Here is a 25,956-nt window from a genome sequence, read left to right on the forward strand (position 1 = left end):
AAATCAAAATTTAATTCAAAACCGCTTTTAATTTATTAAATAAAATAGCGGGCGATTCAAATTGCATTTCTTTAGAGCTAACCTCAATTGCAACTTGTGTGGTTGAGGCTTTAGTAAGGCGCTTGTTAGTTAGCGAGTCAGTGATTACGTAATCAATCCGTAGTCTATTCTCGTATTCTTTTAAGTAAGCCGCTACTTTGATTTTTTGAGTAAATACCGCTGAGGCGACATACTTTATTTGCATATCAACTATAGGCCACGCGTAGCCCGATTCATGCATTTGTGGGTAATCATAATCAAATAAACGCAGTAACTCGCAGCGCGCTACTTCTAAGTAACGTGGGTAGTTACCATGCCATACAACATTCATTGGGTCACAGTCATGAAATGGAATTTCGATTTCTACCACATGCGTTAATAATGCACCTTTACTATTCATACAACGCCCAACGTTTAGTTTGAATATACCCTATTGTTTGCCTTAGCACGGCTTCCATTGGTCTATCTTCAGTGAGGTTTTCAAAGTAATCAGTTATATCGGTATACATGTTTTGCATATCTTGCGTTAAAGTTGAAAACTCAAGATCGCCTTGCTTAATACGTAATCTAACACCTTGAATACTGGCTAATAACGTACTTGCTAACACTTGTTCTGTTAGTTGTAAAATTCGTAAACAATCGCGAGACGCAATAGTCCCCATACTCACTTTATCTTGATTATGGCACTCTGTAGAGCGAGAAAAAACACTGGCCGGCATGGTTAGCTTTAATGCTTCAGCAGTGTAAGCACTACAGCCAATTTGAACAGCCTTAAAGCCATGATTAATATAACGGCGCTCTGGTGCACTATCAGACAAGTTTGAAGGTAGCCCATTGTTGTACTTAGTATCAACCAAAGACGCGATTTGTCTGTCGGCTAAATCAGCAAGATTTGCAACGGCTGTTTTCATGCTATCCATTGCCATTGCAATGTGGCCTCCGTAAAAATGCCCGCCGTGCAATACATGCTCACCTTGGCCGTCAATTATTGGGTTATCGTTTGCTGAGTTAAGCTCGTTTTCTATCATGTGCCTAAAAAACGGCAGACTATCTTGCAGCACACCAATAACATGGGGTGCACAACGGATTGAATACCTATCTTGAAGTCTGTCTGCATTACGAGGGTGATCGTGATGGTTTAAATCTTCTCTTATCCAACGAGCAATTTGTTGCTGCCCAGGATGTGGCTTAACTGAAAATAATATCTCATCAAAATGATGGCTATTTCCTTTAAGCGCTAAGCTTGATAATGCAGTAATACGGCTTGCCAGTTTAGCTAAGTAATTAGCCCTATCAAACGCTAAACACGCTAATGCAGTCATTACCGCTGTGCCATTCATAACCGCAAGACCTTCTTTTGGCCTTAGTGTTAGTGGCTCTAAGCCAACTTCTTTCATAACTTCAGCACTGTTACGTACTTGGTCTTTGTAAAACACGTCACGCTCGCCTACCATCGCACCTGCAACGTAAGATAACGGTGTTAAATCGCCACTGGCACCTACTGACCCTTCTTGTGGGATCACAGGCACTATATCGTTATTTAAGTAATCTTTAAGTAGGTGCAGCATTTCCCAGCTAATACCAGAGTAGCCCTGTGAAAGTGATGTTAAACGGGTCGCTAAAATTGCACGCCCTTGCACTTTATTAAATACATCCCCGAGTCCACAGCCATGAAAACGAGTTAAATGCAGAGGTAGTTCATCAACTAAATCAAGAGGTACAGCCACCGTTACAGAATCACCGTAACCAGTTGTAACGCCGTAAATTACGCCATCTTCTTTTAAAAGTGTGTCTAAAAAACGCAAAGCGCTATTAATTTTAACGCTAAAGGTTTCACAGCTATTTAATTGCACTTGTGTTTCATTAAAGGCAACTCGAACAATATCTTCAATTGATAATCGCTGATTGCCAAAAAGCTGTATATTTTGTTCAGTCACACTTGTTCTCCATTGATTGATCGCGCACTACCTGCTGATCACTTTTCCAAAAATCGTAAAAATTAAACCACTGATAAGGATATAAAGCTGCGTAATAACTCAAACGCTGTGCATAGTCAGTAATAATAAGTGTTAGCGCCTGCTGTCGCTCTCGTCGAGGCATTTTTAATGATTGGCTGTAATGTTCAAATATCACTTGATACTTTTTGCTTTTTTTATCTTTTAAACAAAACAAAAAGTAAACAGGGCAATCAAGCAGCGCGGCTAATATAAAAGGCCCCTGTGAAAATGGGGCATTTTTGCCTAAAAATGGTACCTGTACCGACCGAGAAGCCGTTGTTGTGCTTGTTCTGTCACCAACAATAACGATTATTTCTCCCTGCTCTACTTTTTCTTTTAGTAAAATAGCTAAGTCAGGCCCCATATCAGTCACTTGTATTAAATTAACCGACACATCTGAGTTAATCTTTTTAAGCATTTTATTAAATTCAACAGCGTGATGGGTAAACACCAGTACATTTATTTTTTTACTGCTGCGGTGCTGGCTAAGTGCCCTGCACACCTCTAAATTACCCAAGTGAGAACCTATAAAAATAGCCCCTTGATTTTGCTCATCTAGCTCAGCAAATAAATGCTCATTAGTGTATTTAATATCACGTTGGGTTATTCGCCCAAGCCAAGCATCAATTTTATCTAATGCGCTATCTGCAAAACTGCAAAAGTGCGTTAATTGCATTTTAAACGTAACAGGTTGTTTGCAGCCTTGGTAAACATTAACTTGCTCTAAAAACACTTTAGATGCTACACGCGCTACTTTTCCTGTTAAAAAAAGATAAAAAACGACAGGAAACAAAACAATCCACAGCCCTTTTCTACCCAGTAATTTATGAGCAAATAACAGTATTTGAATACCTAAAAAATTACCGCGTTCTTGCATTTTAGACCAGTGCTTAGCTGCCATAACGCCTCTTTAATTTATGCCAAATTAACACCGGAGAGCGAATCAACATTCCAAAAAATAAGCGAGTGTGCAACCACGAAATACGCACGTTATCGTGTAATGGTTGAAAATGAGAAAGCCCATTTTCGGGGTAAATTACTTGGCTAGGTAAAAATACAAAAGGCACGTTGCGCCAATATAAACGCACTAAAATTTCGGGGTCAAAATCCATACGTTTGCCAAGCGATACCTCATCAATTAGCTTTGTACTTTGCTCAAGCGGATACACTCTAAAGCCACACATCGAATCTACAATTGTAAAACTTAACGTCTCAATCCATACCCATACATGAGTTAAGTAACGTGCTAAATAACGGTGCTTAGGCACTGAATCGTCATATATTGGGCAGCAGCTAATCAGCGCTTTAGGCTGAGTGTTTGAAAGTGCTATTAGTTTTTTAATGTCAGATAAGTCATGTTGCCCATCTGCATCAACCTGTATCGCATGTGAAAATCCTAGCTTATGTGCATGCCTTAAACCTGTTTGTACTGCGCCGCCTTTGCCTTGGTTATCGTCGTGGGTAACTACACTCAACTGCGCGTATTTTGCATTGAGGTTACTAAACACATTTTTAGCTTCGGCGTTGCTTGCGTCATCAACCATAATAATAGGAAGATTAAATGGCGATAATTGGCTCAGTACATCATCAATAACCGTAATATGATTATAATTAGGGATAACAATACAAAAGTTATTCATTTATCGGGCTATCAAAAACAACACGGCCAGATGCATGCTGCCCTTTATTTGAATTATATGAAAAGGTGTATTTATTCTCTGCTTTTTGCTCAAGCAATAATTCGATTGTTATACCTGGGGTAATCACTACCTGGAACTTTAACACTTCAACATTTTTAACAGATTGCTGAACATTATAATATTTACAAATTGCAGCCACAGCCCAGTCTAATTGCACAACACCTGCGAGTATTGGGCCATCTGTAAAGTGTCCTTTGAAATAATCTAAATCATGAGGAACTAGTAAGCTTAATTTATACTTTTGCTTTGCTTTTTCACAAGACAGTAAATCAGGCTGTGTTTTAATCAACTTTTGCAAAAAGACTCTCCAATGCTTTTAAATTTAACTTTGCCTGTGAGTTGTATGGTAATTGATCTACAAAACGCCACTTTTTAGGGATACAAATTCGCTCAAAGCGCGCTAATGCATGCGCCTTTAATAAGTTATTTGTGGCTAACTTACCGTCACTATTAAAAAACACCTGCCCTTTAGGTGTAAGTACAACAATGGCGCCTACAATTAATCGCTCACCAGGCAAGGCGATTACTTTAGCTTCACTTACCCACTCACTAGTACACAAATGTTGTTCTAGCTCATCTAAACTTAATCGTTTTTCTTCTAACTTTATAATTCGATCGAATCGGCCTAGTAATCTAAATTGACCATTTTTAAGCACTTCGCCTCTATCATCTAAAGGGTAATTTTTATCGCGAACAAGCGGCGAGTTTAAAATTAAACGCTGATCGTCTAAAGCCCGTACTTTAATACCCGAGAATGGCTGCCAAAGGCTAACCTTTTCAAGTGAAGTAACTTGTCGATATGCAATACCACCAGTTTCGGTACTACCAAAAACTTGTGTGACTGGTTTATTTAATTGCGTAAACAACGATACAGCATCTTCGTTTAATAACGGACCACCTGATGAAAAAATCCATTGTAAATGAGACTTATCATCCACTAAAACATTATCAATACATAACCGCTTTAACTGTGCAGGGCTTGAAACAAAGACTACTTTTTTAAATAACTTGAGCTTTTTAGCTACATGTTCTGGGTAGTGCAGTAGTTCTGTATTAACAACCTTTCCTGCGCGCAATGGCCACAATAATCTAAACAATAAGCCGTATATGTGCTGATGCGAAACACTCGCTATAAAAATAGGATTATCAATCAGTGCATAGCTATTAATTAATGTACTTAATTCTTTATTTATTACCTGCCAGGTTTTTACAATTGGCTTGGCTTTACCCGACGAGCCCGACGTGTAAAAAACAATTGTGCCTTCTTGAGGCCATTTAATTGTTTCAATAGATACAAAGTGAGGTTGATTGACTAGGGTGCCAATATCTAAAAAATCAGCCTCTAAATCGGCTACTAATTCAGACTCACCAATAAAAAAAGGTGTTTGTTTAAGCAAGGAGTTTAACGTTGCAGGTTGCCCATTAGGCGGCAGAATCACTGTGTTTCCGTGTAGTGCCAAAGCAAATAAGTACACGGCAAATTTGTAAGTGTCTGTGGTGTATAAAACAACTGATGATTTAGCGTTTAACGTTGATAGTTTAGCTAAAACTTCGTTTATATCACTAACAAACTGACGCTCCGAAATATCATTATCAGTATGATTAAAGCACGTTCTTATCGCATTACTTTGAAAAGCATTAAACACCGGCGTTCCTTTTTACTTTTTGTCTGACTAGCCATTCTATGGCAAACAATGTGCCCATAGCTAAGTAAGCAATAAAACCATTATAAAAAGCCCAGGCTTCTAGGCTACTAAAAATACTGGTGTATAGGGCAATACCACCGTTAAATACAAAAAAAATACACCACACTAGCGTTACTTTTTTTGTATAAATTACACCGTTTTCATCAAGTGAGGGCTCAGTGATACGCGCAAAGGTTTCAATAATAGAAGGCCCTTTATACAAAGAATACGCAAACACAATTAACATAACTAAATTAATGATTACGGGGTACAAGCGCAGCCCTAAGTCGCTATCCATTACCTTGGAAATCACAATAGTAATGGCTGCTAAAAATGTAGCTGGCTTTAACCACGGCATTTTATCAAACAAGGCTCTGCTTAACCAAAGTCTAACCCCGAGTATAAATAGCAGTAATACTGTAATAAACTGACTATTAAAACGCGTAAGGCCTACGTACACAATAAGAGGGTAGCAAGCCAAACAAATCATAATTAACGTTGTTAAAACTGCTTTTAACATAGTATTAGTTAACTAACTTTTCTATTTCGGTAACTATGTCTTGCACTGTGCGCACGAGCTTAAAGGCATCTGGCTCAATTTTTTTACCTGTGATTTCTCTTAATTTCACAACTAAGTCAACTGCATCAATGCTGTCTAAGTCAAGATCTTGGTACAGGTTAGCCTCTAAGCTAATATCTTCTGGGTCTATTTCAAATTCGTTCTCTAAAATGCCGTGTAATACATCATAAATTTCAGCAGCGGTTTTCATCTTTCTTCCTACTTTTATATATTAAGAACGTGCTTGTTCAATAAATTTTGCTAAAGAATTAACTGAGGCAAAGTGCGCTTTAGTTTGCTCAGAGTTTGCATCTATTTTCACATCAAATTGTTTTTTTATCGCAAGGCCGAGCTCTAATGCATCTATGCTGTCTAGCCCTAGGCCATCTACAAATAAAGCGTCATCATCTTGAATGTCAGCAGTGGTCATGTCTTCAAGATCAAGGCTTGAGATAATCAGTTGTTTTATTTGTTCTTTTAATTCGCTCATATATTTTTTAGCTCTTGTGTAAAGTAATGTTGTAAATCTTTAGTCAATTGGCGTGATTGCATCGCTGGCATATCGTGGTCGTAAGTTGCACAATTAAACTGCTGGCTTGCGAGCCTCATTGTAAAATGCGCCTGATATGGCGCGACCTTATACCAAGGTGTACCTTTGGTTAAAGTGTTTGGTTTCATTTTAATTAAAAAAGTAGTAATGGGCGCATGACATCTAATTGCAATATTTGCAGCGCCCCGCTTAAACTTTAATGTTTTGTGAGGCTCTGTCCGTGTACCTTCAGGAAATACAATTAAGTTATTACCCTTTTGCAAACTGCGCTCACACTCTCGTAATAGCTCCTGTGGATCGTCATTACTTATGTAGCCGGTGCTTTTAATAACGCCGCGCATAAAAGGATTTTTAAATAAATGCGCCTTTACTACGCAATCAGCATTTTTTACTACCGAAATTAAAACAACAACATCAATCAAAGAAGGATGGTTTGCCAATAGTAGCTGCCCTTTTAAGCCTTCAATTTTTGCTTTATCTTCAACATGAAATCGAATAACGCCCGTTAAATGCATTAAACCAACAAATAACTTAAAGCTGTAATGTACTGTTTTTCGAGCCTTGATTTTTTGCTTAACTGAGTCACTTTGAAATACGCGCTGAGCAGGAAAAATAATAAAGGCTAATACTAAACCACCCATTCCAAAAACTGAAAAGCAAAATGCAGTAGCAATAATCCGCCAAATCAACCCACATAACCTTTGTGCATTTTTAAGCATGGTATGTAAGCTGCCAATCGTGCTCAAGCGTGTTATGAACAAGTAATGTATTGCTGCGCTCATGCAAAGCTTTAGCGCATTGAATACTCATTGGTAAGTCGCTTTCGCCCACGCCCGAGTTAAATACTTTGTTTAAACTAAAATGCGGTTCGCCTTTTTGCGGCGCTCTTATTATTAAACCAATAGAGTGTGCTATTTGCTGTTCATCGGCATACTGAGCGTAAATATCGGGGAGAGTCTCATCCGTATGAACTATTAACATGTGTTGCTGATCGTTATCAGCAAGTCTTACAAAGCCATCTACTAGTGCATAAATAAAGCTTTCGGCTCCTGCAGCAATAGCATTTGTTGCACTTGTATTACCCTGTATTATCCCAAAAAGTCCCGATGCGGCATTATGCACACTTAACCCAAAACCAGTGGGCGACAGTGGCTGATCATTAACTACATCAACAAGTAAGTTGGACGTTTTGTGAAAATCGCCGTGGCGAGAAGAGAAAACACTCGGTAAATTAACGTAGTTACCTTGAGTACTTACTTGATGAGCACTAAAGAGTGCCATTTTGATAAAGGAAGTCATTCGGCGTCGCTGCATAGCAGGCACCCAACTAAGATTTAATACAGAGGAATCAAACCAATTACTCTCTTTTATTTGTCGCTGTTCGGGCTTTATCCATATAGCGAGTTCTTCAACAACAAATTTCACAGCTCTGCATATTTTATAAGATATAAGGGAGGGAATTTTACCGATTTTAGCAATAGAAGTAAATAATCATTAACAAAAAGCACTGAACTAACGAGTTGTTCAGTGCCTGCTCATATTACTATGAAAGTAGAGCTATATCATTCTGCTTTAAACACTTAGCTGTACCGCCAACAACATCGTTATTATTTAACTCATTAATTAACACTTCGCCTTGAGCTTGCTGCTCATCACTAAGTGGTAAGTACGGCAATCTAAATACTGGGTTTACTGCACCTGTCATCATCATCGCTGTATTAATAGCAATCGGGTTAGGCTCACAGAATAACCAGTTCATTAGTGGTTGTAATGAGGTATTTAACTCATCATTTTTAGTATCCATCAACTGACGGAACAAACCAGGAATAAGGTTAGATGTAACCGAAATAACACCGTGCGCTTTATGTGTGTGGCGCGCATCATGGCTTTCGTCATCGTTACCCGACCAACATGCAATACCTTGCTGCTCATAATGGGCTATGCGTTCATTGCCGCCACACTCTTTAACACCAATAAAATGCTCGTGCTGTGCCAGTGGCTCAATAATATCAGGTGTTAGGTCTTGACCTGTGCGCCCTGCTACGTTGTAAATAAAGGCAGGTCCAATATCTAACACACGCTTAAAGTGCTCTTTAACACCCGCAATTGACGTACGTCCGTAGTACGGGTTAATTTGCAGTGCTGCATCCATACCGCTGGCAAAGCCATACTTAGTTGCTTTAATAGCTTCACGGGTGTTGTTACTACCGGTATTACCAACAATAACCAGTTTGTCGCCATACTTGTTTGCACTGTGCGCTATAAGCATTAAATGCTCTTCCCAGTTCATTAACTGGCCTTCGCCTGTTGTGCCACCGACCACAATGCCATCAACGCCCGCTGTAATTTGTATTTCTACGAGTTCATCGTACTTTGCGAGATCTATTTCACCGTTTGCTAAGTATGGCGTTTTAATAGCTGTAATAAGGCTTGCTTGTTTAATTTTCTCTAGGGTGCGCATAAAAAATCATTATTTATAAAACTTGCGCTATTTGTAACATAATTGCGGGTACTTTTGGAGGTGTAAGCCTACATTTAATTATAAAATCTCTTGTATTATTAAGTTTGGTAATACAAAATGAATAACTGTATATATAAACAGTATTTTATTTTTAACGATACCAGAGGCTTTATGCGTTTATCTGACTACTTAGCAACTCATTTTTATAACACCGATGAACTGTGCCAAGCATTAAATATAGATGCAGATACACTTTTAGCTTGGCAAGAGCGAAGTGTTTTCCCAAAACCAAGTTACTGTATTAAAAGCCAACTTAGCTGCAGCTCATATTCAGGCTTGTATGAATGCGAAGAGTATGACGACTATTACCCGCGCGGCTGTGTTAATTGGGGGCTGGGTCTTTTAAAACAAAAAATAGAATCATCAAGCCACGCTTTTAATTATTTTGCACAGCAATATACTGCAAGCCTAACTAAGCTCGCTCAGCAAGGATTTGCGTTTAGCGAAGAGCTATTTGGCTGTGAAATAGACGAGCACTTACAGCAAATTTGGCAACAGTTTTTATGCAGTAAGTACGGTGTACTTACTCAGAATGGTTTAATAGACGAAATAGTCTCGGTAGATATTGGCAGACTATTAGTTGACGACATTACAGAACTGCGCAGTAAAGCGAGTTTAAACCAAGAAGAAAGAGCACAACTACACCCCGCCATGAAGCTTTTAAACAAAGCGTTAGGGCATGGCGCCGATCATGAAAAACAACACACTTTGCGCACCCGTTACATAGATGCGCTTATTTTAAAATATGATTTATCTATTAAGTAACGCTAAATTTACTTTGATAAAAACGTAGTGCTAACAGACCCTAAGTCTTCGTAACTAACCGTGGTTAACTGATCTGTATTAAGCTCAACAACACCACAATAAGAGCCTGTTATAAACACTTGCCCAGTTTTTAAATTAATTCCCTTTGCTGATAAGTAATTAACCGCCCAATAAAGTGGAAGCTGCGCAAGTTCTGCAGGATGCACACCCGCCAGGTTTAGCTCCAGCTCAGTTTGCTTAACGTTAATATTTACAGTAGTTGCGTTATACGCTTTGGCCTTATCTATTTGTGGGCCTAAATACACACCTTGGTTAGATAGACCATCGGCCAGCTTTTCAATGTGAGTACTTGGAGTGACTTCATCAAACCTTTTTTGAATAAGCTCAAGTGCTAAATGGGCGCTAGCAAATGCAGTATCTACATCTTCATTTGTATAAGTATTATTACTTGGTAAATCGCTTTGTAAAATAAATGCAATTTCTGGTTCTATCAGCGCTTTGTTATTTGTTGTATACAGTGGGCAATTTTCAGCTTGTTTTATAGGTGCATGTAAAAGAGGCGCTAATATAATTGAGCCATCATCTAAAGGCAGCATACACTTCCAGCCATATACAGTTTGATCATTTAAATAAATCATCAGTTTTTGGACTTCTATCGCATCATCAGTCGAGTCTAGTACTAACTCTTTAGGAAAGTTTGAACGCGCTGGGTTTTCTTCTCTTTGTGCTAATAAGTGAGTAGCAATTAGTTTTAGCTGTATTGAGTTGTTCACATAAATCTCTTTAAAATACGTTACTGGTTAAGCAGTAAATAGGAAGGATTACATTATTAATGTATTAGCTTAAGCATTAGAACATCATGTTAAATGCCTATAATTAAAATTATATTTAAAACAAAGCGTGGTAATTATTTAAGTATCAATAGATTTGAGCGATCGTAAAAACAGCCCTAAGCCGCCAAACGCTAAAATTATAATAACAATCAAATCAAACGACGTCATAGTTCGCATACTAAATCGAACACTCGATATAACGCCAAATATGAGTGCGGTTAACGAGCCAAGAGATAGCACCCAGCCTAAAATATTTTTAGAATTATAAAAAATCAGACCCACACCAAAAATAAATGGGATCATAACCATGCCGCCTGTAACGCCAAAGCCACCTAAAGCATTAACACTATAAATGCTTGAACTTAGTCCAAAATTAGAGGTTACCGAAATTGCGTTTAGCAGCATATAAAAGCCACCGCACATCATAATTAAACCAATAAAAAAATGCCCAATACCACCAGAGCTTCCACCAGCGCCTTTCATTATTAATTATTCCTTTTATATTTTTAGCTTAATTGTTTTAAATGGTAATTGCTCGACTATTAACATTGACCGCAGCCTACATAATCAATCTGTGCACCCGCGAAAACACTTATCGCGTAATTACATGCCAAATAACATAAAACCAAGATAAAAAACCGTGCAAAATAGCCCATAACACAGACTCATTAGCACTCCATGAAATAGCAATTGCTAGGGCCGTACCGAAGGATACTCCATATTTTACTATCTCATTTCTTGAGTTTCTCATTAATTACATTCCTAATTTTTAACTTATACCAATCTGCTTATATGTGGGGTCTATTTAACGTTAAGAAAATTACGCTAGAACTAGGCAAAAATTTTTATATCTAGTTGTTCTAAATAAAAAATTTTTAACGACATTATAGTGCAATTTAATTCGTTAAATTGATCAAAGATTTATGCAGGTTGGTATTATTAGCTACTTGATTTGCTCACTAAAACTGACATCTCTTTACCATCAATGTTGATACTTGCTTCTTTGCCTAGTTCAACAACTAAAGAGGGAGCCATGTGCTTTCCACCTAGCTTCAGATCAGTTGCTAAACTAACAGTAGAATCATCAATTGGCGTTACTATAAGAGCAAAACTATACGAATTATTAACTGAAACTGATGCCTCTTCATTTGAGTTTACAACTAAAGTAGGTGAGCCAATTAGGTTTTTATTATCATAAAATTTGGCGTTCACTACAAAACTATCATTTGCTTGTGCAAATGAAACAAAGCCTAACAACACTATAATTGCGATTAATTTTTTCATTATTATTTCCATATAAATTGATACAGCTTAAAGCTATTAAGGCTTTATTGGCTGTGATTTTTCAGCTAGCAATTCACCAGCTAATGATTAAAAAACTTAAGTTTTAGCTCTGATGACATAACCTACGCCCAGTGAACTAATATAGAACAACACTCCAAATACACTAATATCAATGAGTAGCTTTATAACGTCAAAAGTATCTGTAAACACAAGATACTCAAAAGCAAATAAGTGAAATATAACTTTTGATCCGAAATACGCAGTTAATAAAGGAATTACAAAAATAAGAATAGATTGATTAGATTTATTAATTTCCATACCCATGTCTCTATTATTGGTTTAATTAACTCAGCTCTAAAAATATAACACACAAAAAATATATAAATAGTTAGCTATTTTAAGCCTCTTATTCAGTACCACTCAAACTATTTACGGCTGACTAAAATGCCACATTATATTTCTATAATTTACACCAGAGAATTTTAATGTAAACAACAAATTAAATAGGCTATTTATTAGAGTGGGTTGTGATATCAAAACGACTTTTAATAATGTTAAAGATCTCTTTAGATTTCGACGCACTACACGTTAACAAGAAAGAGCCTTATTAGGTTTCATTAATATATTGGGGAAGTTTAGCATTTAGGTAAGTTGGAGTGTAAGAATAAAAGGTGATGTAAGTTAACAGCACCTGTTTGGGTATTTACTTTACAATATGTAATTTAGCTAAGTATTTTAATACATACAATAATAGGCACTATAAAAAGAATTTAACCTATTGATTTATATACATCAATACTACTATTGGTCAAAAGCCCAGTAACTTGCGTACCAAACGCTTTAAAGTGTGGCTCGTTTTTATGCGCTTCAAAGTGCTCATCAGACGCCCATTGTTCGCTAACTACATAGTCTGTATGTTCATCATCACTTTTTACCGATAATTCATAACGTAAGCACCCTACTTCTTGGCGCGATGACTTTTGTAAGTTTTCAAGTGCTGTAAGCATGACATCTGCATCAATATTCTTGCACGAAAGTGCAGCTATAACCGTTAACATGTGTATTCCTTTTTAAAAGTTAAGGTGTAGATAATCTACACCTTAGAATATTTAGTTTAACTTTGCGTTTGAGGTAAGTTTACTGATCCCAATGCGGCGCAAATTCTGGTGTTGCTTGGCGGTCGCCGCAATCAAGACCATCAATACGGGCTATGTCTTCATCATCTAATTTAACGTGATCGTTAAAGTTATCTTCTAAGTTTTTACGCTTAGTTGATGATGGAATTGTCGTCATGCCATTAGCGTTTACCCACGCTAGAACAACTTGTGCTGGACTTGCATCGTGCTTTTTAGCAATGTCGATAATGGTTTGATCTTTAAGTACTTTACCTACTACAAATGGCATATACGCCGTTACGTGTATATCGTGCTGAGCACAGAATGCACGCAATTTAGTATTAGTTAAGTACGGGTGAACCTCAACCTGATTGGTAAATATTTCACGCGAATCGAGCGTTTGCTGAGCCAAATTTAAATTTGCAATGGTGAAGTTTGATACACCAATGTGTTTAGTTAAACCAAGCTGCTTAGCTTTTAGTAATTCAGTAAGGTATTCACTCATTGGCTCCTCGTTAGCAGGCGATGGCCAATGAATTAGCAGTAAGTCGACCGAATCAACTTGTAGCTTTTCAAGTGACTTTTTAACGCTTGGGATAAAGTCACTTTTATTTAATTTGTTATTCCACACTTTGGTAGTTAAGAATATTTCACTGCGCGGAATATTACTATCTTTTATGGCTTGGCCTACTTGCTCTTCGTTGCCATAAATTTGTGCGGTATCAATATGGCGAAACCCAACTTCGAGCGCCATTTTTACTGAGTTATAGGCAGTGTCGCCCTCTAAACGGAATGTTCCCATACCTAAATCTGGCATTTCAATTACACGTTGTGTCATGGCTCTATCCTTATAAAATAATCGGTTAAAAACAAGCTCTTCTAAAGCTTTACGAAATACACCTTTTACTTCTTATTGCAATTGTCACTTAAAAATTAATGACCTCATAACAGGTATGAGGTCATTAATTTTAGTTTCAACCTTAACAGAAGATAGTTTACGCTTGCTGAATTTCACGTTTATCAAGCATACCGCTGTAGCGTGTAATACCGAGTGCTAAAACAGAAATAACGGCGCCTATCCATGCGGTATCTTGTAGGGTCATGTTCTCTACTACGCTACCACCAATAATGGAGCCAAGTGCAATACCAATATTAAATGCGGCTATGTTTAAGCCTGATGCCACATCTACCGCATTGGGCGTGTGCTTTTGTGCTTGTTTGACTATATAAAGTTGCAAGCCTGGTACATTACCAAAAGCAAATGCGCCCCAGACTAAAATAGTAAGTACAGCGGCAATTTTTGATTCCATCGTAAAGGTAAATATCAGTAAAATAACACTCAAAGCGCTGAATATAATACTCAGTGCGCTAATTGGGCCGCGTTTGTCGGCCAACTTTCCACCCCAAATATTACCTATTGCTACCGATACACCGTAAACAAGCATTATCAAGGCAATAGCCGAAGGCGCAAAACCTGTTTGTTGCTCTAAAATAGGTGCTAAATAAGTAAACGCTGTAAACGTGCCGCCATAGCCCAATATCGTCATTAAATATACGAGTAATAAACGCGGTTTTACGATTACTTGTAGTTGCTCTTTAAACGTCGCAGGTATTGATTGTTTTAAGTTTTTTGGCACTAAAATAGAGCTGCCGATTAATGCAATTAAACCTAATACCGACACAACTAAAAACGTTGCACGCCAACCAAAGTGTTGGCCAATCCATGTACCTAATGGCACACCAGTTACTAGTGCTACAGTAAGCCCGGTAAACATAATGGCAATTGCACTGGCTTCTTTGTCTTTGCTTACTAAGCTTGTGGCAATCATCGATCCGATTGAGAAAAACACACCATGGGCAAGCCCCGTTAAAATGCGCGCAAGTATTAATGTTTCGTAGCTTGGCGCTTGCCAAGCAAGTAAGTTACCCAAAACAAACAAGCCCATTAAGCTTATTAATACCACTTTACGATTCCAACGACCCGTTAAAGCTGTTAGCACCGGTGCACCAATAGCAACGCCAACCGCATATAAACTTACAAGCAAACCCGCTGAAGGTAGGCTTACGCCTAAGTCGTTTGCAATGGTGGGTACTAATCCCACTATTACAAACTCAGTTGTTCCTATTGCAAATGCGCTTAAGGTAAGCGCCCACAAAGCCAATGGCATAGTTATATCCTCATTAATATTTGAAGAATGTAGTTTGGCTAAAATATCGTTTGCAAAAAATAGCATTAGTGACAAAATACTTTTGTTAATAATGCAAAGATGGTGTTGGTATACTTATGGCTGTTCATTCAAAAACTGAAGATTTAGAAACGTTTATAACGGTAGTAGATTGCGGAAGCTTTTCGGGAGCGGCTAATTTGCTCGATCAACAGGTGGCTAAAGTGTCGCGAGCGGTATCACGCCTAGAAAATACATTGCAATGCACTTTGCTAAACAGAACAACACGCCGATTAGAGCTTACCGAAGAAGGCCATACTTTTATAAAATATGCGCGCGAAGGGTTAAATACGCTTTATACCGGTGAAGAAGCCATAAAGCTTTTAAAACAAGCGCCAAGTGGCAAGCTGAGAATAGATGCGGCAAGCCCTTTTGTATTGCACCAACTTACGCCTTTAATTGGTGAATTTGCTAAGCAATACCCACACATAACGCTTGATATAACCTCGCACGACAGCATTATTGATTTACTTGAACATAAAACCGATTTAGCCATACGCATTGGTGATTTAAAAGACTCAAACTTACATGCTCGTAGACTTGGCAGCAGCCAGTTGCGTATTGTAGCCAGCCCAGAATATATAAATAATAACAAAGCAATTGCGCAAATTGATGACTTACAAAATCATAAGTTAATTGGTTTTAGTGGCTCCCCTAAATTAAACACCTGGCCGCTAGTAAAACCCGCTTTATTTACGTTTTCGCTTAGCGCAAGCAGCGGTGAAACAGTGCGCCAGCTGTGCATTGCAAACCAAGGCATTGCGCTACTTTCTCACTTTATGATTGGCAATGACCTAAAAACAGGTAAATTAGTTGAAGTGTTACCCACTGCAATTAGCTCACCTAATAACCGAGAAATTATACAAGCCGTGTATTATAAAAACAGTGCGATATCGTCTCGCATTACGGCGTTTTTAGATTTTATAAAGCCTAGGCTTAGTTTATAAATTCTGGGTATTAATATGCTTATTAAATATTTCAAATGATTTTTTGACGCTTTTTAATAATAAAAAAGTATAAATAACAAAAGCAGTAATTAAAGGTATTAATTAAAATGGATTCTTTAACGCAGGTAGCATTAGGCAGTGCTGTAGGTTATGCGGTATTAGGCAATAAAGTAGGTCGAAAAGCTGTTTTATGGGGTGCCATTTTAGGCACTCTCCCTGATTTAGATGTATTTTTGCCTTATGGCGGCTCTGTAGAAGCATTTACTTACCACCGTGGCTTTAGCCATTCGTTATTAATACATTTATTAATTAGCCCGCTCATTGTATGGCTAATATTAAAAGTACACGCGGGAATGCAAACTTATAAAGTGCGCTGGTTTTGGCTAGTATTTTTAAGCTTATCTACACATGCCCTATTAGACAGCCTAACTGTATACGGTACACAACTACTCTGGCCTTTTACTGAGTACCCCTTTGCGGTTTCTAGTGTGTTTATTATTGACCCCGCTTACACGCTTCCTTTATTAATTGGCGTAATATGTACACTAATACCCAAAATAAAAGCAACAACGGCTTATCGTATAAATGCAGCCGCCTTAGTTTTAAGTAGCCTGTATTTATTCTGCGCTTTAATTTTAAAAGTAAATATTGATGACAAAGTAAATACTGCACTCAACAACAGGCAAATATCAGTAAATGCCTATGTTAGTACGCCCGCGCCGCTAACCACTTTGCTATGGCGTATTGTTGTAATGTCTGACGGACAATACTACGAAGGTTATGCATCAGTATTTGACGCGCCCAGCGATGTTACATTAACGGCTTATCAAACAACGCCTTCACTGTTAAATAATATTAGCGATGAATGGGCTATAAAACGCTTGCAGTGGTTTACTAAAGGGTTTTATTCGGTGCGCCAACAGCAAAGCAATATTGTTCTTTCTGATTTACGTATGGGTATGGAGTGCAACTATGTGTTTAATTTTGTAGTGGGTCAAAAAAATGATTCAGAAGTGAGCATTGGTAACTTTGAAAAAATAAGTCAAAGACCAAACTTAAACAATCTTCATAAAATATGGAACAGAATTTGGCAACCAAATGTGTCTTTAGCATTACCTGCTGCAAAAAATGGCTGCAATAGTAAATAACGGCATATTATAAGATTCGTACCAGCATGAGGAAGTTAAATGAAGTTCAAGCAGCAATTAAACTAAATAGCTTACTAAAGTGATTGCTGCTTTTTTTGCTGATACATTGCAACATCAGCATCTTGAATCATATCCTCAACCGATTTACCTGTATCGTATTTAAAGTGTGTTACTCCTACACTGTAATCAATTTTGTATGGCTTATTTAAGGTATTATTAGCATGCTCTATTGCATCCGCAAACCTTTGTAAAACAAACTCTGCTTTTGTTTCGTCTGAGTCGCTTAACATCGCTACAAATTCATCTCCGCCAAGTCGACCTATTACTTCACAATCACGAAATGAACTAAGCATGATTTGTGCAAATTTATTTAATACAAAATCACCTTCGTGGTGTCCATAAATATCATTAATTTGTTTAAACTTATTGAGATCAAACAATATAAACGACATTGATACTTTGTTTCGCCTACATACATTTAGCGTATGTTCGGCAAGGTTTAAAAAGCCACGTCGATTAGAGATTCTTGTTAACTCATCAATTGTGGCTAGTTGAATTGATTGAATTTCTCGCTCGACTAACGTGCCTAAATCTCTTAGCAATTGTTTTTCTTCATCATTTAGTTGTCTAGGTTTACTATCAGCAAGGCACAAAGTGCCTATAATGACTCCTTCCCTTAATTTTAAAGGAAAACCTGCATAAAAGCGTACTTTAGGATCGCCTGTAACAAAGGGGTTATCAAAAAACCTTTCGTCTTGAGCTGTATCTGGGATTATTAATAACTCGTCTTGATTTATGGTGTGGCCACAAAATGAGGTTTCGCGAGGAAGTTCAGGCGCATCAAGCCCCTGCCTTGATTTAAACCACTGGCGGTCTTCGTCAATCAAAGTAACCAATGAAATAGAAACATTAAACATACGCTTGGCAATACGAGTAACACGATCAAATCGCTCTTCATGCGACGTATCTAGAATTTTTAATGCTCTAAGCGCGTGTAATCGCTCAGCTTCGTTATTTGGAATCTCAGGTTTAATCATTAAAGCTCTATTAATTTTAAATGTTTTATAAATTACGAAACTGGAGCGAATATTTTCGACTATATAATCCAATAAACTTATCTAAACTATAAACAGTCTGTCTATTCAAATTAGAACATTACCTAAAAATAGCAATAAATATTTATAAATATCAGTAAGTCGTGCCTAAATAAAGATAAGATTCAATCCGCAAAAAATTATGATTTAAACAGGTGGGATTAGTAGTTGATACAACATAGCTACTCTTTAATGAAAAAGTAGTAGTGGCTATTTAGTTTTATTTAAATAACCACTGGATTTGGCATACATACAAAAATAAACACTTTAATTTTGGTGCTCATATTGTCCACGGTAAACTTCAAATACTTTTAAAACAGTATGTTGCTCTTTAGTTAGGTTATCAAACCAATCATCAAACAGCTCATCATCTTCTTGCTCGCTTAGTGCCATATACCTTGCTAGTAACTCTACAATATCATTGTGGTTGCAGGTTAAAGGATTTACTTGTTGCGCCAAGGTACTGTGGTCGCGCTCTCTTAGGGTTTCCATCACCCCTTGATCAATTTGTTCTTGTTGTTGTGTTGCGTCACTCATACATAACCTCTGTAATAACTTTATAACCGTATTTGTTAACGTTTTAACTCTTAAATATAGTTATAACAGCCTAAACGCCAATAGCCAGCATTTTTGATTCAAGTGCTTATTTTTTGATTTGTTTGCGCAAATAGCCAGCAATTACGGCCTTTTTGAGGAACATTTAAATAATTTGCATTGGGAAAATAAATACGTTAAATTCTAATGATACATTATCACATATCATTTATTGAGGCGTATTATGAAACCAAATATTCATCCTGATTACCACGTGGTTGCTTTTCACGATACCGCTGCCGATTCTTACTTTATTATTGGCTCAACCATAAAAACGAGCCGCACAATAGAAATAGATGGTAATACATATCCATACGTACCTATTGATGTATCAAGTGACTCGCACCCATTTTATACAGGCAAGCAAAAAACAACCGCTACAGATGGCCGCGTTGCGCAGTTTAATCGTCGTTTTAAAAGTTTATCGACTGTTAAAAAGGAAAAGGTATGAAAGTATTAAGATCTCTTAAAAGTGCTAAGCAACGTCCGGGGTGTCAAATTGTAAAACGCAAAGGTCGCGTATTTGTAATTTGTAAAAACAACCCACGCTTTAAAGCAGTACAAGGAATGAAAAAGAAATAAGTTAAACGGGGATGCTCAACATATAATTAGGTAGCTTGCTTAAGCTACCTAATTTAGGGGGACTATTTTACCACTACTGAAAACTCTGGCACTGCCTGAATTACTTTTTTTACCGTACAGGTATTAACGGCTGCAATAAGCGCCTTTTTATATTTATCAGGGAAGCCTTCTGGTAAGTTAATCTCAATTGAAAATAGCTTTTTACCGTTGTCATCTACATTTTCGTTATTTTGAGTAAGCGTCATACCTTGCGTTGAAATATCACGCTGCTCGCAAAACTTACGCGCATAAAAACCTGCACATAAAACCATACTTACTAAAAAATAATCAAACGGTTCTGGATGCTCAGCAGTGCCACCAGCGTTTACACTTTGATCGCTTATTACTTCTAGGTCGCCAAATTTAGCGCTTTGCTTTTGGCCTTCTAACATTGAAACTGAAATTTCCATTGTGTTTCCTTATATTTATTGCTGCAGATACCTTTAACGAAATTAGCTTAAAAGTAGCTACTAAAGATACATATAGTTTAGGTTTATGAACCGAACAGTAATTCAAAGAACCCTGGAGGCTCGTGTAACTCATGATATTTTTTACGTAAATTATCTATATTTTTCAGTGGTTCTTTTGCCGCACTTAGCCCCAGCTCGTTTGCTGCTTTTTTTGCAAGTTCAGCTTGAGCAATCACTTTATCAAGGCCCTGCAATGACTGTTCTGGTTTCTTGTAAAACTTACCTGTTTTACTCACTTTAACCAGCTTTATAAATTCATCAATCGCAGTATTAAATTCACTAAGTTGAGTTGCCTGCACCGCTTGTTTATATGCAAGGCCCGTGTTTTTCATATTTACTTCAAGATCGACTTCTTGCTGCGCAAAAGACATTGAACTAAACACAAAAGTAAAAATAATAACTAAATACTTCATGGTCAAACCTATTAATTAAAAACAATTAAATTGTATCAAGTTTACGTAGCAAAGTAACTTTACGAGCTGTTATGAGTACTTTGAACTGTAAAGGGGGTTTACAAATTAATCATTTTAAAGCCGCAATAGTGAAAAATATTCAAATTACGATTTTTTTGAATAAAAAACACCTAATAAAAATCGCTTTAAAAGAGCATTAACACACATAAACTTTACAAATAAGTACATATTACACTCGCTGGCAACTTCATATAAATAAAAATTTATATGTGAATAATTATAAACTGCAAAAAATTGACTTAAAAAACAACTGAAAATTTAACAAAGAAAATCCAATGTTAATAACTAAGATGCATAAGAAAAACCAAATGTAAAAACACCTAGATTAATATTTAAAAGAACCTCCTCAGTTAATACCAAAAAACACAACAAAAGTTCTTCAGGTTATTTCAAGTTGCTTATTTTACAGTAAGTTAGTTCCTTTTAATAAAATAATCAGCATGCAATAATCGCCGCCCTCATAAAAAAAGTTATAGGGATTTACCCAAATACACACTGTATTTGGTTAAAAACTACATTGTATTTAATTACTATAAAATGTTCTCTGGGAATCAAATGAAACGTCATAACTTACTTTCTACTAGCATTAAATGTGCATTAATTACTGCTGCTGCAACAGCAAGTAATTCTGTGCTTGCACAAGATGAGCAAGCAACAAAAATTGAACGCGTTGAAGTAACGGGTTCACGTATTTTACGTGAAGGTGCTATTGCACCTGCACCAGTAACCGTTATAAGCGGCGAGCAGCTAATGAACACTGGCGCAGTAAACATTGGTGAAGCGCTAAATAACCTACCTGCACTTGGCAATACATATTCTATGGCTAACTCAGGCCGTTTTATTGGTACTGCGGGTTTAAATATTCTTGATTTACGTAACATGGGTACAGATCGTACTTTGGTACTTGTAAATGGAAAGCGTCATGTATCAAGCTCTGCAGGTTCTCAATCAGTAGATACCAACACTATTCCAAGTGTATGGGTAGAACGTGTAGAGATCATCACTGGTGGTGCATCTGCTGTATACGGTGCTGATGCGGTGACAGGTGTTGTTAACTTTATATTAAAAGACAACATTGAAGGCATGGACTTTAGCGTTACACGTGGTTTTGCCGATTTAAGCAGCTACAACAACGAAAAAGCGACGTTCTCATACGGCTCTAACTTTGATAACGATCGTGGTAATGCAGCTTTTGCTATTGAGTACTCAGGCCAGGATTCATTAAACGCGCTTGATCACCCTTGGACTAGCACTTCGTTTGCGAGTTTACGCAGAGAAGTTTTACCTGGTGAAGATACAAATAGCTTAGACTTTCCTGATAAAATTTTAACGCCAAATGCAGGTTATTACGCTATTAATAACGCGGGCGTTTACGCACTAGAAGATTCAACTAAGTTTATCAATAGCTTTAACCCTGACAGCAGCGCCCGTGATTTATACATAGGTAATAATGTAGATTTGTATTCATGTGCAGAATGTGACTTTTTCAACTTAGGTCAATTTGAAGAAATTCAACCTGAGTTTGAGCGTTACAACGTAAACTTTAAAGTTAACTACGATGTTACCGACGACTTAAACGTTTACTTTGATGCTAAATATGTAAACAGCCAAGGTGAAAGCATAGGCCAACCTGCATTTTTCTTCTTTGACGATGAAAACAGCATTAAAATCGACAACCCTTACCTAGACCCAGCCATTAAAGCGCGTATGGAAGAGCAAGGTGTTGATTCGATCATGGTTAACCGCATGATGACCGATCTAGGCCGCCGCATTGAAAACAATACCCGTGAAACAACGCGTTTTGTTACCGGCTTAAAAGGCAATGTATTTGAAGATTGGGAATTAGATACCTCAATAGTATACGGCCAAACTGATCTAGAGCGCGAGAATGGCGCTAACATGATTTTAGCTAATTACTTTAATGCGCTTGATGCAATTGAAGATACAAATGGTAACGTAGTATGTCGTAGTGCTGCAGCCCAAGCTGACGGCTGTGTTCCTGTAAACATTATGGGATTTGGTACCCCATCTCAACAAGCCATTGATTACATTAATACGGTATCTGTTGGCACTTCGACTATTAAGCAAACAGTTATTTCTGGCTCACTTGCAAACGGCGCTATTTTTGAATTACCAGCGGGCTATGTTGGTGTTGCATTTGGTGCTGAGTACCGCAAAGAAGAAAGCGAAACAAAAGAGCCAGATAACGCTGAAGGTACTTTCTTTAACGCGCTGGGCGAAGATAAAGGTTCGTTCAACGTACGCGAAGTATTTTTTGAAGCGACAATGCCAATTTTAACTGATTTACCGCTTATTCAAGATTTAGTGTTTGATACTGCAGTACGTCATGCTGATTACAGTACTATTGGCGAAGCAACTAGCTGGAAACTTGGCCTTGATTGGACTGTAAATGATGAGCTACGTGTACGTGTAACTCAATCTGCAGCACTTCGTGCACCTAACATTAGTGAAGTATTTGGTGCCCCGAGTCAAACTTTCTACAATGTAGACGACCCGTGTCGCGCCGACAACCTAGGTGATTTATCAAACGGAGCAACCCGCACTGCAAACTGTGCCGCGTTAGGCGTAGCGAGTGATTTCAACTCAGGTTACGATGCAGCGTCATTAGATGGTTTAACAAGCGGTAACCGTGATGTAAAAGGTGAAGAGTCAACAAGTACAACTGTAGGTATTGTTTACCAACCAGAGTTTTTAGAAAATGCGCTACTTACTATTGATTACTGGGAAATTGAACTTGAAGATGCAATTGACACAATTAACGCGCAAGACATTCTTGATCGCTGTGTGGATAGCGCAACAGGTATAAACAATCAGTACTGTAACTTAATTACACGTAATACTAATGGTGAAATTACTCTAATTCAAAACTCAGTACTAAACGTTGCCGGTCAAAAGGCATCAGGGGTAGATTTTGAACTAGGTTACGACTTTGACGCGCTTGAAGGTAGCTTTAAAACACGCTTAATTGGTACTTACTTAATTGAACGTAAAGATTATCCGTTCCAAGATGACCCTAGTAACTACATTGAATACGCAGGCACGGCAGGTGAAGCTAAATGGCAAACTAACCTATCTGTAAGCTATGTTATGGATAACTTTTTCTCAACAGTTGAAACACGCTTTTTGAGTGAAGTAGAGCTATACACAAATTTTGAACTTGATAGCAACCCTAACCCAAGTAATCAAATGTCTTACGGTAAATACTTTATTACCGATATGACAGTCGGTTATAACTTTAATAGCGGTTTAGGCGTTAAAGTAGGAGTTGATAACGTATTTAACCGTAAGCTTCCGTACGGTACTCGAGGCACAGGTGAAAACAGCGCAAGTTATGACAACATTGGCCGTTTTGGCTACATTAACTTAAGCTACAGCTTGTAATTAGTAACAACGTTATTGATTAAATTAAAGGCTCGCAGTGCGAGCCTTTTTATATCAATCCGCTTAATTAAGTGATCAATTTTGAGGATTGCTATTATTGCATCTTATTTAATATTACTCAGCCACACGCTTTGATACGGCTCAAGCTCTATTGTTAATTGGCTTTCTTCAATCGTTTTATCGGCAACTAAATCAAACCACTTTTGGGTGTTAATTAAGTTTAAGTCGGCCAATGTGAGCGTTTGTGGTTTATCGCTAATGTTATAAACACAAAATATGCTTTGGCGACGGTCTATACTTTGTCTCCAAAAACCAAACAACCCACCCGCTAAATGCAAAGTAAATTGCGTTGCGTTAGGATGAAAAGCCCCCTGCTTTTTACGTACTGCCAATAAGCCTTTTATGCCATTAAACACTTTATGATGATGACTATACTTTTCACCAATTGCCGCCAGTAACTTTGACTCTTGCCAACGATGGCGATTTATAGCGCGATTATGCTGTGAATTTTCAAATCGCTCATAGTCGTTAGTTGTACCTAACAAACTGTGAATATAAAGCCCTGGGATACCTTCAAGCGCAAACATAATTGCGTGAGCACACATAAACCGTTCAAGGCCAAACTTGTCGGGGCCATTGTGCGTACCTTGCATTGCATCAAATAACGCAATATTTAGCTCGTATGGTGTATGTGTACCATCGTTACTGGTACGCATAGATACACGACCACCAAACTGCATGGTTGTACTTACTAATGACGCCACTTCGCTAGGTTGTAATAAACCTTCAATTGGCCTGAGCCCTATTCCATCGTGCGAGGCTATAAAGTTAAAGTATGCCGTACCATTTTGCGCAGGCGGCATACTCATCATCCAATGTTTAAGCGCTGCACTATCACCACTTAATAATGTATGTAGCAATAACGGTGGCAGTGCAAAGTTATAAATACTGTGCGCTTCATTGGCGTTACCAAAGTACGATAGGTTTTCTTGGTTTGGAATATTAGTTTCGGTAATAATAACTACGCTAGGCTCTGCGTGCTCAATAAGTGTTCGCATTAGCCTTACGGCTTCATGTGTTTGCGGTAAGTTAATGCAGCTTGTATTAAGCTGTTTCCACAAAAATGCAACCGCATCGAGTCTAAACAGACGTACGCCATTGTCTAAATAATGACGAATTATTCCCACAAACTCTTTAAGCACATCGGGATTACCAAAATCAAAATCGACCTGATCGTGACTAAACGTACACCACACGTGCTTTTCGCCGCTTGGCGTTGTTACAGTATTTAATAACGATGAGGTTCTCGGGCGCACAACTTGGCTTAAATCATCCGTTAAGCTCGCCGTTTTAAAGTAGTCTTTACCCGGGTGTAAATCGTTTAAAAAGTTCTCAAACCATACGCTTCTGCTTGAGCAATGGTTAATAACTAAATCTGCCATTAGCTTTACGTCTTTAGCGATGTTTTGAATATCACCCCAATCACCTAACGACTCATTCACTTGCACGTAGTTCATTACCGCAAAGCCTTCGTCTGAGCTGTACGGGTAAAATGGCAATATATGCAGGGCATTAAGCTGCATATCACATTGCTCTTTTATAAACCTATGTAGCGTTTTAAGCGGCGCTTCTATTGGGCTTGATACTGCAAATTCACTATCATCGTGTTTAATAATTGAGTCGCCATAGGCAATCAATACTATATCTTGTTCATCCCATCGATTTGTATGGGGTGTAGGGTCGCGCAGTGCATTGCTACCTAATATAATTTTAATAAGTTGCTGAGCAAGCTCAGTAACCGATAAAGGCAGCTCAACACCCTCATAAATAATATGAAGATGTTGCTCTACTCGTTGTAAAAATAATTCGCTAACTGAAATCACATGCGCCCCTAATATTTATTGTTTAGACTTATAGGCTAGTTAACCTGCGCG

Annotated in this window: 29 protein-coding genes; 6 read left to right on the plus strand and 23 right to left on the minus strand. The window is 37.8% G+C overall.

The genetic code is table 11. From position 1 onward, the window contains the following. Positions 1 to 10: 10 nt before the first annotated feature. The 12 genes from WNY79_RS00880 to dapA form a co-directional block, all read right to left on the minus strand. Positions 11 to 439, minus strand: coding sequence for an acyl-CoA thioesterase (locus WNY79_RS00880; protein WP_197113076.1), 429 nt, complete (start codon positions 437 to 439; stop codon positions 11 to 13). Further along, positions 432 to 1,976, minus strand: coding sequence for an aromatic amino acid ammonia-lyase (locus WNY79_RS00885; protein ID WP_008137191.1), 1,545 nt, complete (start codon positions 1,974 to 1,976; stop codon positions 432 to 434). Before WNY79_RS00885 ends, WNY79_RS00880 begins: the two co-directional genes overlap by 8 nt. Beyond that, complete coding sequence (locus WNY79_RS00890; protein WP_342874835.1) at positions 1,969 to 2,937, minus strand: acyltransferase; 969 nt, start codon at positions 2,935 to 2,937, stop codon at positions 1,969 to 1,971. Before WNY79_RS00890 ends, WNY79_RS00885 begins: the two co-directional genes overlap by 8 nt. Continuing rightward, the gene (locus tag WNY79_RS00895; protein WP_342874836.1) at positions 2,927 to 3,676 is read right to left on the minus strand and encodes a glycosyltransferase family 2 protein; all 750 of its coding nucleotides are present in this window, start codon (positions 3,674 to 3,676) and stop codon (positions 2,927 to 2,929) included. Before WNY79_RS00895 ends, WNY79_RS00890 begins: the two co-directional genes overlap by 11 nt. After that, positions 3,669 to 4,034: a thioester dehydrase gene (locus WNY79_RS00900; RefSeq protein ID WP_342874837.1), complete on the minus strand. Its 366-nt coding sequence runs from the start codon at positions 4,032 to 4,034 to the stop codon at positions 3,669 to 3,671. The genes WNY79_RS00895 and WNY79_RS00900 overlap by 8 nt, the downstream gene beginning before the upstream one ends. Beyond that, a complete protein-coding gene (locus WNY79_RS00905; RefSeq protein WP_342874838.1) occupies positions 4,018 to 5,382 on the minus strand; it encodes an AMP-binding protein in 1,365 nt (454 codons plus the stop codon). Before WNY79_RS00905 ends, WNY79_RS00900 begins: the two co-directional genes overlap by 17 nt. Next, positions 5,375 to 5,941 (minus strand): hypothetical protein, encoded by a 567-nt coding sequence (locus tag WNY79_RS00910; protein ID WP_342874839.1) that lies wholly within the window; start codon positions 5,939 to 5,941, stop codon positions 5,375 to 5,377. The genes WNY79_RS00905 and WNY79_RS00910 overlap by 8 nt, the downstream gene beginning before the upstream one ends. 4 nt (positions 5,942 to 5,945) lie before the next feature. Beyond that, entirely contained in the window at positions 5,946 to 6,191 is a 246-nt protein-coding gene (locus tag WNY79_RS00915) for an acyl carrier protein (protein WP_002958648.1), read from the minus strand. A 21-nt stretch (positions 6,192 to 6,212) separates the two neighbouring features. Next, positions 6,213 to 6,470: a phosphopantetheine-binding protein gene (locus tag WNY79_RS00920; protein ID WP_002958649.1), complete on the minus strand. Its 258-nt coding sequence runs from the start codon at positions 6,468 to 6,470 to the stop codon at positions 6,213 to 6,215. After that, positions 6,467 to 7,249, minus strand: coding sequence for a lysophospholipid acyltransferase family protein (locus tag WNY79_RS00925; protein ID WP_342875018.1), 783 nt, complete (start codon positions 7,247 to 7,249; stop codon positions 6,467 to 6,469). The genes WNY79_RS00920 and WNY79_RS00925 overlap by 4 nt, the downstream gene beginning before the upstream one ends. Next, positions 7,242 to 7,955 (minus strand): beta-ketoacyl synthase chain length factor, encoded by a 714-nt coding sequence (locus WNY79_RS00930; protein WP_171972323.1) that lies wholly within the window; start codon positions 7,953 to 7,955, stop codon positions 7,242 to 7,244. Before WNY79_RS00930 ends, WNY79_RS00925 begins: the two co-directional genes overlap by 8 nt. Positions 7,956 to 8,073: 118 nt before the next feature. Continuing rightward, complete coding sequence (dapA, locus tag WNY79_RS00935) at positions 8,074 to 8,991, minus strand: 4-hydroxy-tetrahydrodipicolinate synthase (RefSeq protein ID WP_182196525.1); 918 nt, start codon at positions 8,989 to 8,991, stop codon at positions 8,074 to 8,076. 171 nt (positions 8,992 to 9,162) lie between these two features. Here dapA and WNY79_RS00940 point away from each other — a divergent pair, with 171 nt between their 5' ends. Then, on the plus strand, positions 9,163 to 9,816 hold the full coding sequence (locus WNY79_RS00940) for a DUF6058 family natural product biosynthesis protein (protein ID WP_024606143.1): 654 nt from the start codon (positions 9,163 to 9,165) through the stop codon (positions 9,814 to 9,816). Positions 9,817 to 9,824: 8 nt separating this feature from the next. Here the strand turns inward: WNY79_RS00940 and WNY79_RS00945 are convergent, their stop codons facing one another. The 6 genes from WNY79_RS00945 to WNY79_RS00970 form a co-directional block, all read right to left on the minus strand. Further along, positions 9,825 to 10,589, minus strand: a complete 765-nt coding sequence (locus WNY79_RS00945; protein WP_342874840.1) for a 2-keto-4-pentenoate hydratase — start codon at positions 10,587 to 10,589, stop codon at positions 9,825 to 9,827. Positions 10,590 to 10,727: 138 nt separating this feature from the next. Beyond that, the gene (locus tag WNY79_RS00950; protein WP_076924779.1) at positions 10,728 to 11,132 is read right to left on the minus strand and encodes a hypothetical protein; all 405 of its coding nucleotides are present in this window, start codon (positions 11,130 to 11,132) and stop codon (positions 10,728 to 10,730) included. Positions 11,133 to 11,588: 456 nt separating this feature from the next. After that, the gene (locus tag WNY79_RS00955) at positions 11,589 to 11,933 is read right to left on the minus strand and encodes a hypothetical protein (RefSeq protein ID WP_342874841.1); all 345 of its coding nucleotides are present in this window, start codon (positions 11,931 to 11,933) and stop codon (positions 11,589 to 11,591) included. A gap of 770 nt (positions 11,934 to 12,703) precedes the next feature. Further along, positions 12,704 to 12,991 (minus strand): putative quinol monooxygenase, encoded by a 288-nt coding sequence (locus tag WNY79_RS00960; protein WP_002958660.1) that lies wholly within the window; start codon positions 12,989 to 12,991, stop codon positions 12,704 to 12,706. Between the two features lie 79 nt (positions 12,992 to 13,070). Beyond that, complete coding sequence (gene dkgB, locus WNY79_RS00965; protein WP_342874842.1) at positions 13,071 to 13,886, minus strand: 2,5-didehydrogluconate reductase DkgB; 816 nt, start codon at positions 13,884 to 13,886, stop codon at positions 13,071 to 13,073. A 157-nt stretch (positions 13,887 to 14,043) separates the two neighbouring features. Beyond that, complete coding sequence (locus tag WNY79_RS00970) at positions 14,044 to 15,216, minus strand: MFS transporter (RefSeq protein WP_342875019.1); 1,173 nt, start codon at positions 15,214 to 15,216, stop codon at positions 14,044 to 14,046. A gap of 116 nt (positions 15,217 to 15,332) precedes the next feature. Here WNY79_RS00970 and WNY79_RS00975 point away from each other — a divergent pair, with 116 nt between their 5' ends. Next, positions 15,333 to 16,220, plus strand: coding sequence for a LysR family transcriptional regulator (locus WNY79_RS00975; protein WP_342874843.1), 888 nt, complete (start codon positions 15,333 to 15,335; stop codon positions 16,218 to 16,220). A 107-nt stretch (positions 16,221 to 16,327) separates the two neighbouring features. Further along, positions 16,328 to 17,368 carry a metal-dependent hydrolase gene (locus WNY79_RS00980; RefSeq protein ID WP_342874844.1) on the plus strand — a complete coding sequence of 347 codons (1,041 nt, stop codon included), beginning with the start codon at positions 16,328 to 16,330 and terminating at the stop codon, positions 17,366 to 17,368. A gap of 74 nt (positions 17,369 to 17,442) precedes the next feature. Here the strand turns inward: WNY79_RS00980 and WNY79_RS00985 are convergent, their stop codons facing one another. Together WNY79_RS00985 and WNY79_RS00990 are read right to left on the minus strand one after the other, a co-directional pair. Further along, complete coding sequence (locus tag WNY79_RS00985; protein ID WP_342874845.1) at positions 17,443 to 18,405, minus strand: sensor domain-containing diguanylate cyclase; 963 nt, start codon at positions 18,403 to 18,405, stop codon at positions 17,443 to 17,445. Positions 18,406 to 18,729: 324 nt separating this feature from the next. After that, positions 18,730 to 18,999 carry a hypothetical protein gene (locus tag WNY79_RS00990; protein ID WP_007580861.1) on the minus strand — a complete coding sequence of 90 codons (270 nt, stop codon included), beginning with the start codon at positions 18,997 to 18,999 and terminating at the stop codon, positions 18,730 to 18,732. A 241-nt stretch (positions 19,000 to 19,240) separates the two neighbouring features. Here WNY79_RS00990 and WNY79_RS00995 point away from each other — a divergent pair, with 241 nt between their 5' ends. After that, positions 19,241 to 19,507 (plus strand): type B 50S ribosomal protein L31, encoded by a 267-nt coding sequence (locus WNY79_RS00995; RefSeq protein WP_024591730.1) that lies wholly within the window; start codon positions 19,241 to 19,243, stop codon positions 19,505 to 19,507. Next, complete coding sequence (gene ykgO, locus WNY79_RS01000) at positions 19,504 to 19,638, plus strand: type B 50S ribosomal protein L36 (RefSeq protein WP_342874846.1); 135 nt, start codon at positions 19,504 to 19,506, stop codon at positions 19,636 to 19,638. The genes WNY79_RS00995 and ykgO overlap by 4 nt, the downstream gene beginning before the upstream one ends. A gap of 62 nt (positions 19,639 to 19,700) precedes the next feature. Here the strand turns inward: ykgO and WNY79_RS01005 are convergent, their stop codons facing one another. Beyond that, positions 19,701 to 20,087 (minus strand): OsmC family protein, encoded by a 387-nt coding sequence (locus WNY79_RS01005; RefSeq protein WP_197184912.1) that lies wholly within the window; start codon positions 20,085 to 20,087, stop codon positions 19,701 to 19,703. Positions 20,088 to 20,170: 83 nt separating this feature from the next. Next, positions 20,171 to 20,560 carry a cytochrome b562 gene (locus WNY79_RS01010; RefSeq protein WP_342874847.1) on the minus strand — a complete coding sequence of 130 codons (390 nt, stop codon included), beginning with the start codon at positions 20,558 to 20,560 and terminating at the stop codon, positions 20,171 to 20,173. A gap of 615 nt (positions 20,561 to 21,175) precedes the next feature. Here WNY79_RS01010 and WNY79_RS01015 point away from each other — a divergent pair. Beyond that, the gene (locus WNY79_RS01015; protein ID WP_342874848.1) at positions 21,176 to 24,022 is read left to right on the plus strand and encodes a TonB-dependent receptor; all 2,847 of its coding nucleotides are present in this window, start codon (positions 21,176 to 21,178) and stop codon (positions 24,020 to 24,022) included. 104 nt (positions 24,023 to 24,126) lie between these two features. On the opposite strand, the gene WNY79_RS01020 is transcribed toward WNY79_RS01015, so the two are convergent. After that, positions 24,127 to 25,905, minus strand: coding sequence for a sugar phosphorylase (locus WNY79_RS01020; protein WP_342874849.1), 1,779 nt, complete (start codon positions 25,903 to 25,905; stop codon positions 24,127 to 24,129). Between the last annotated feature and the right edge of the window lie 51 nt (positions 25,906 to 25,956).

This window comes from Pseudoalteromonas sp. AS84, assembly GCF_038900255.1.
GTDB lineage: Bacteria > Pseudomonadota > Gammaproteobacteria > Enterobacterales > Alteromonadaceae > Pseudoalteromonas.

Coding starts and splice junctions, on each gene's coding strand:
- WNY79_RS00985 (WP_342874845.1), bottom strand. CDS start 18,405: ATGATTAAACCTGAGATTCCAAATAACGAAGCTGAGCGATTACACGCG.
- WNY79_RS00960 (WP_002958660.1), bottom strand. CDS start 12,991: ATGTTAACGGTTATAGCTGCACTTTCGTGCAAGAATATTGATGCAGAT.
- ykgO (WP_342874846.1), top strand. CDS start 19,504: ATGAAAGTATTAAGATCTCTTAAAAGTGCTAAGCAACGTCCGGGGTGT.
- WNY79_RS01010 (WP_342874847.1), bottom strand. CDS start 20,560: ATGAAGTATTTAGTTATTATTTTTACTTTTGTGTTTAGTTCAATGTCT.
- WNY79_RS00920 (WP_002958649.1), bottom strand. CDS start 6,470: ATGAGCGAATTAAAAGAACAAATAAAACAACTGATTATCTCAAGCCTT.
- WNY79_RS01015 (WP_342874848.1), top strand. CDS start 21,176: ATGAAACGTCATAACTTACTTTCTACTAGCATTAAATGTGCATTAATT.
- WNY79_RS00940 (WP_024606143.1), top strand. CDS start 9,163: ATGCGTTTATCTGACTACTTAGCAACTCATTTTTATAACACCGATGAA.
- WNY79_RS00890 (WP_342874835.1), bottom strand. CDS start 2,937: ATGGCAGCTAAGCACTGGTCTAAAATGCAAGAACGCGGTAATTTTTTA.
- WNY79_RS00910 (WP_342874839.1), bottom strand. CDS start 5,941: ATGTTAAAAGCAGTTTTAACAACGTTAATTATGATTTGTTTGGCTTGC.
- WNY79_RS00970 (WP_342875019.1), bottom strand. CDS start 15,216: ATGCCATTGGCTTTGTGGGCGCTTACCTTAAGCGCATTTGCAATAGGA.
- dkgB (WP_342874842.1), bottom strand. CDS start 13,886: ATGACACAACGTGTAATTGAAATGCCAGATTTAGGTATGGGAACATTC.
- WNY79_RS00995 (WP_024591730.1), top strand. CDS start 19,241: ATGAAACCAAATATTCATCCTGATTACCACGTGGTTGCTTTTCACGAT.
- WNY79_RS00975 (WP_342874843.1), top strand. CDS start 15,333: ATGGCTGTTCATTCAAAAACTGAAGATTTAGAAACGTTTATAACGGTA.
- WNY79_RS01005 (WP_197184912.1), bottom strand. CDS start 20,087: ATGGAAATTTCAGTTTCAATGTTAGAAGGCCAAAAGCAAAGCGCTAAA.
- WNY79_RS00915 (WP_002958648.1), bottom strand. CDS start 6,191: ATGAAAACCGCTGCTGAAATTTATGATGTATTACACGGCATTTTAGAG.
- WNY79_RS00895 (WP_342874836.1), bottom strand. CDS start 3,676: ATGAATAACTTTTGTATTGTTATCCCTAATTATAATCATATTACGGTT.
- WNY79_RS00990 (WP_007580861.1), bottom strand. CDS start 18,999: ATGAGTGACGCAACACAACAACAAGAACAAATTGATCAAGGGGTGATG.
- WNY79_RS00980 (WP_342874844.1), top strand. CDS start 16,328: ATGGATTCTTTAACGCAGGTAGCATTAGGCAGTGCTGTAGGTTATGCG.
- WNY79_RS00925 (WP_342875018.1), bottom strand. CDS start 7,249: ATGCTTAAAAATGCACAAAGGTTATGTGGGTTGATTTGGCGGATTATT.
- dapA (WP_182196525.1), bottom strand. CDS start 8,991: ATGCGCACCCTAGAGAAAATTAAACAAGCAAGCCTTATTACAGCTATT.
- WNY79_RS00880 (WP_197113076.1), bottom strand. CDS start 439: ATGAATAGTAAAGGTGCATTATTAACGCATGTGGTAGAAATCGAAATT.
- WNY79_RS00955 (WP_342874841.1), bottom strand. CDS start 11,933: ATGAAAAAATTAATCGCAATTATAGTGTTGTTAGGCTTTGTTTCATTT.
- WNY79_RS00950 (WP_076924779.1), bottom strand. CDS start 11,132: ATGAAAGGCGCTGGTGGAAGCTCTGGTGGTATTGGGCATTTTTTTATT.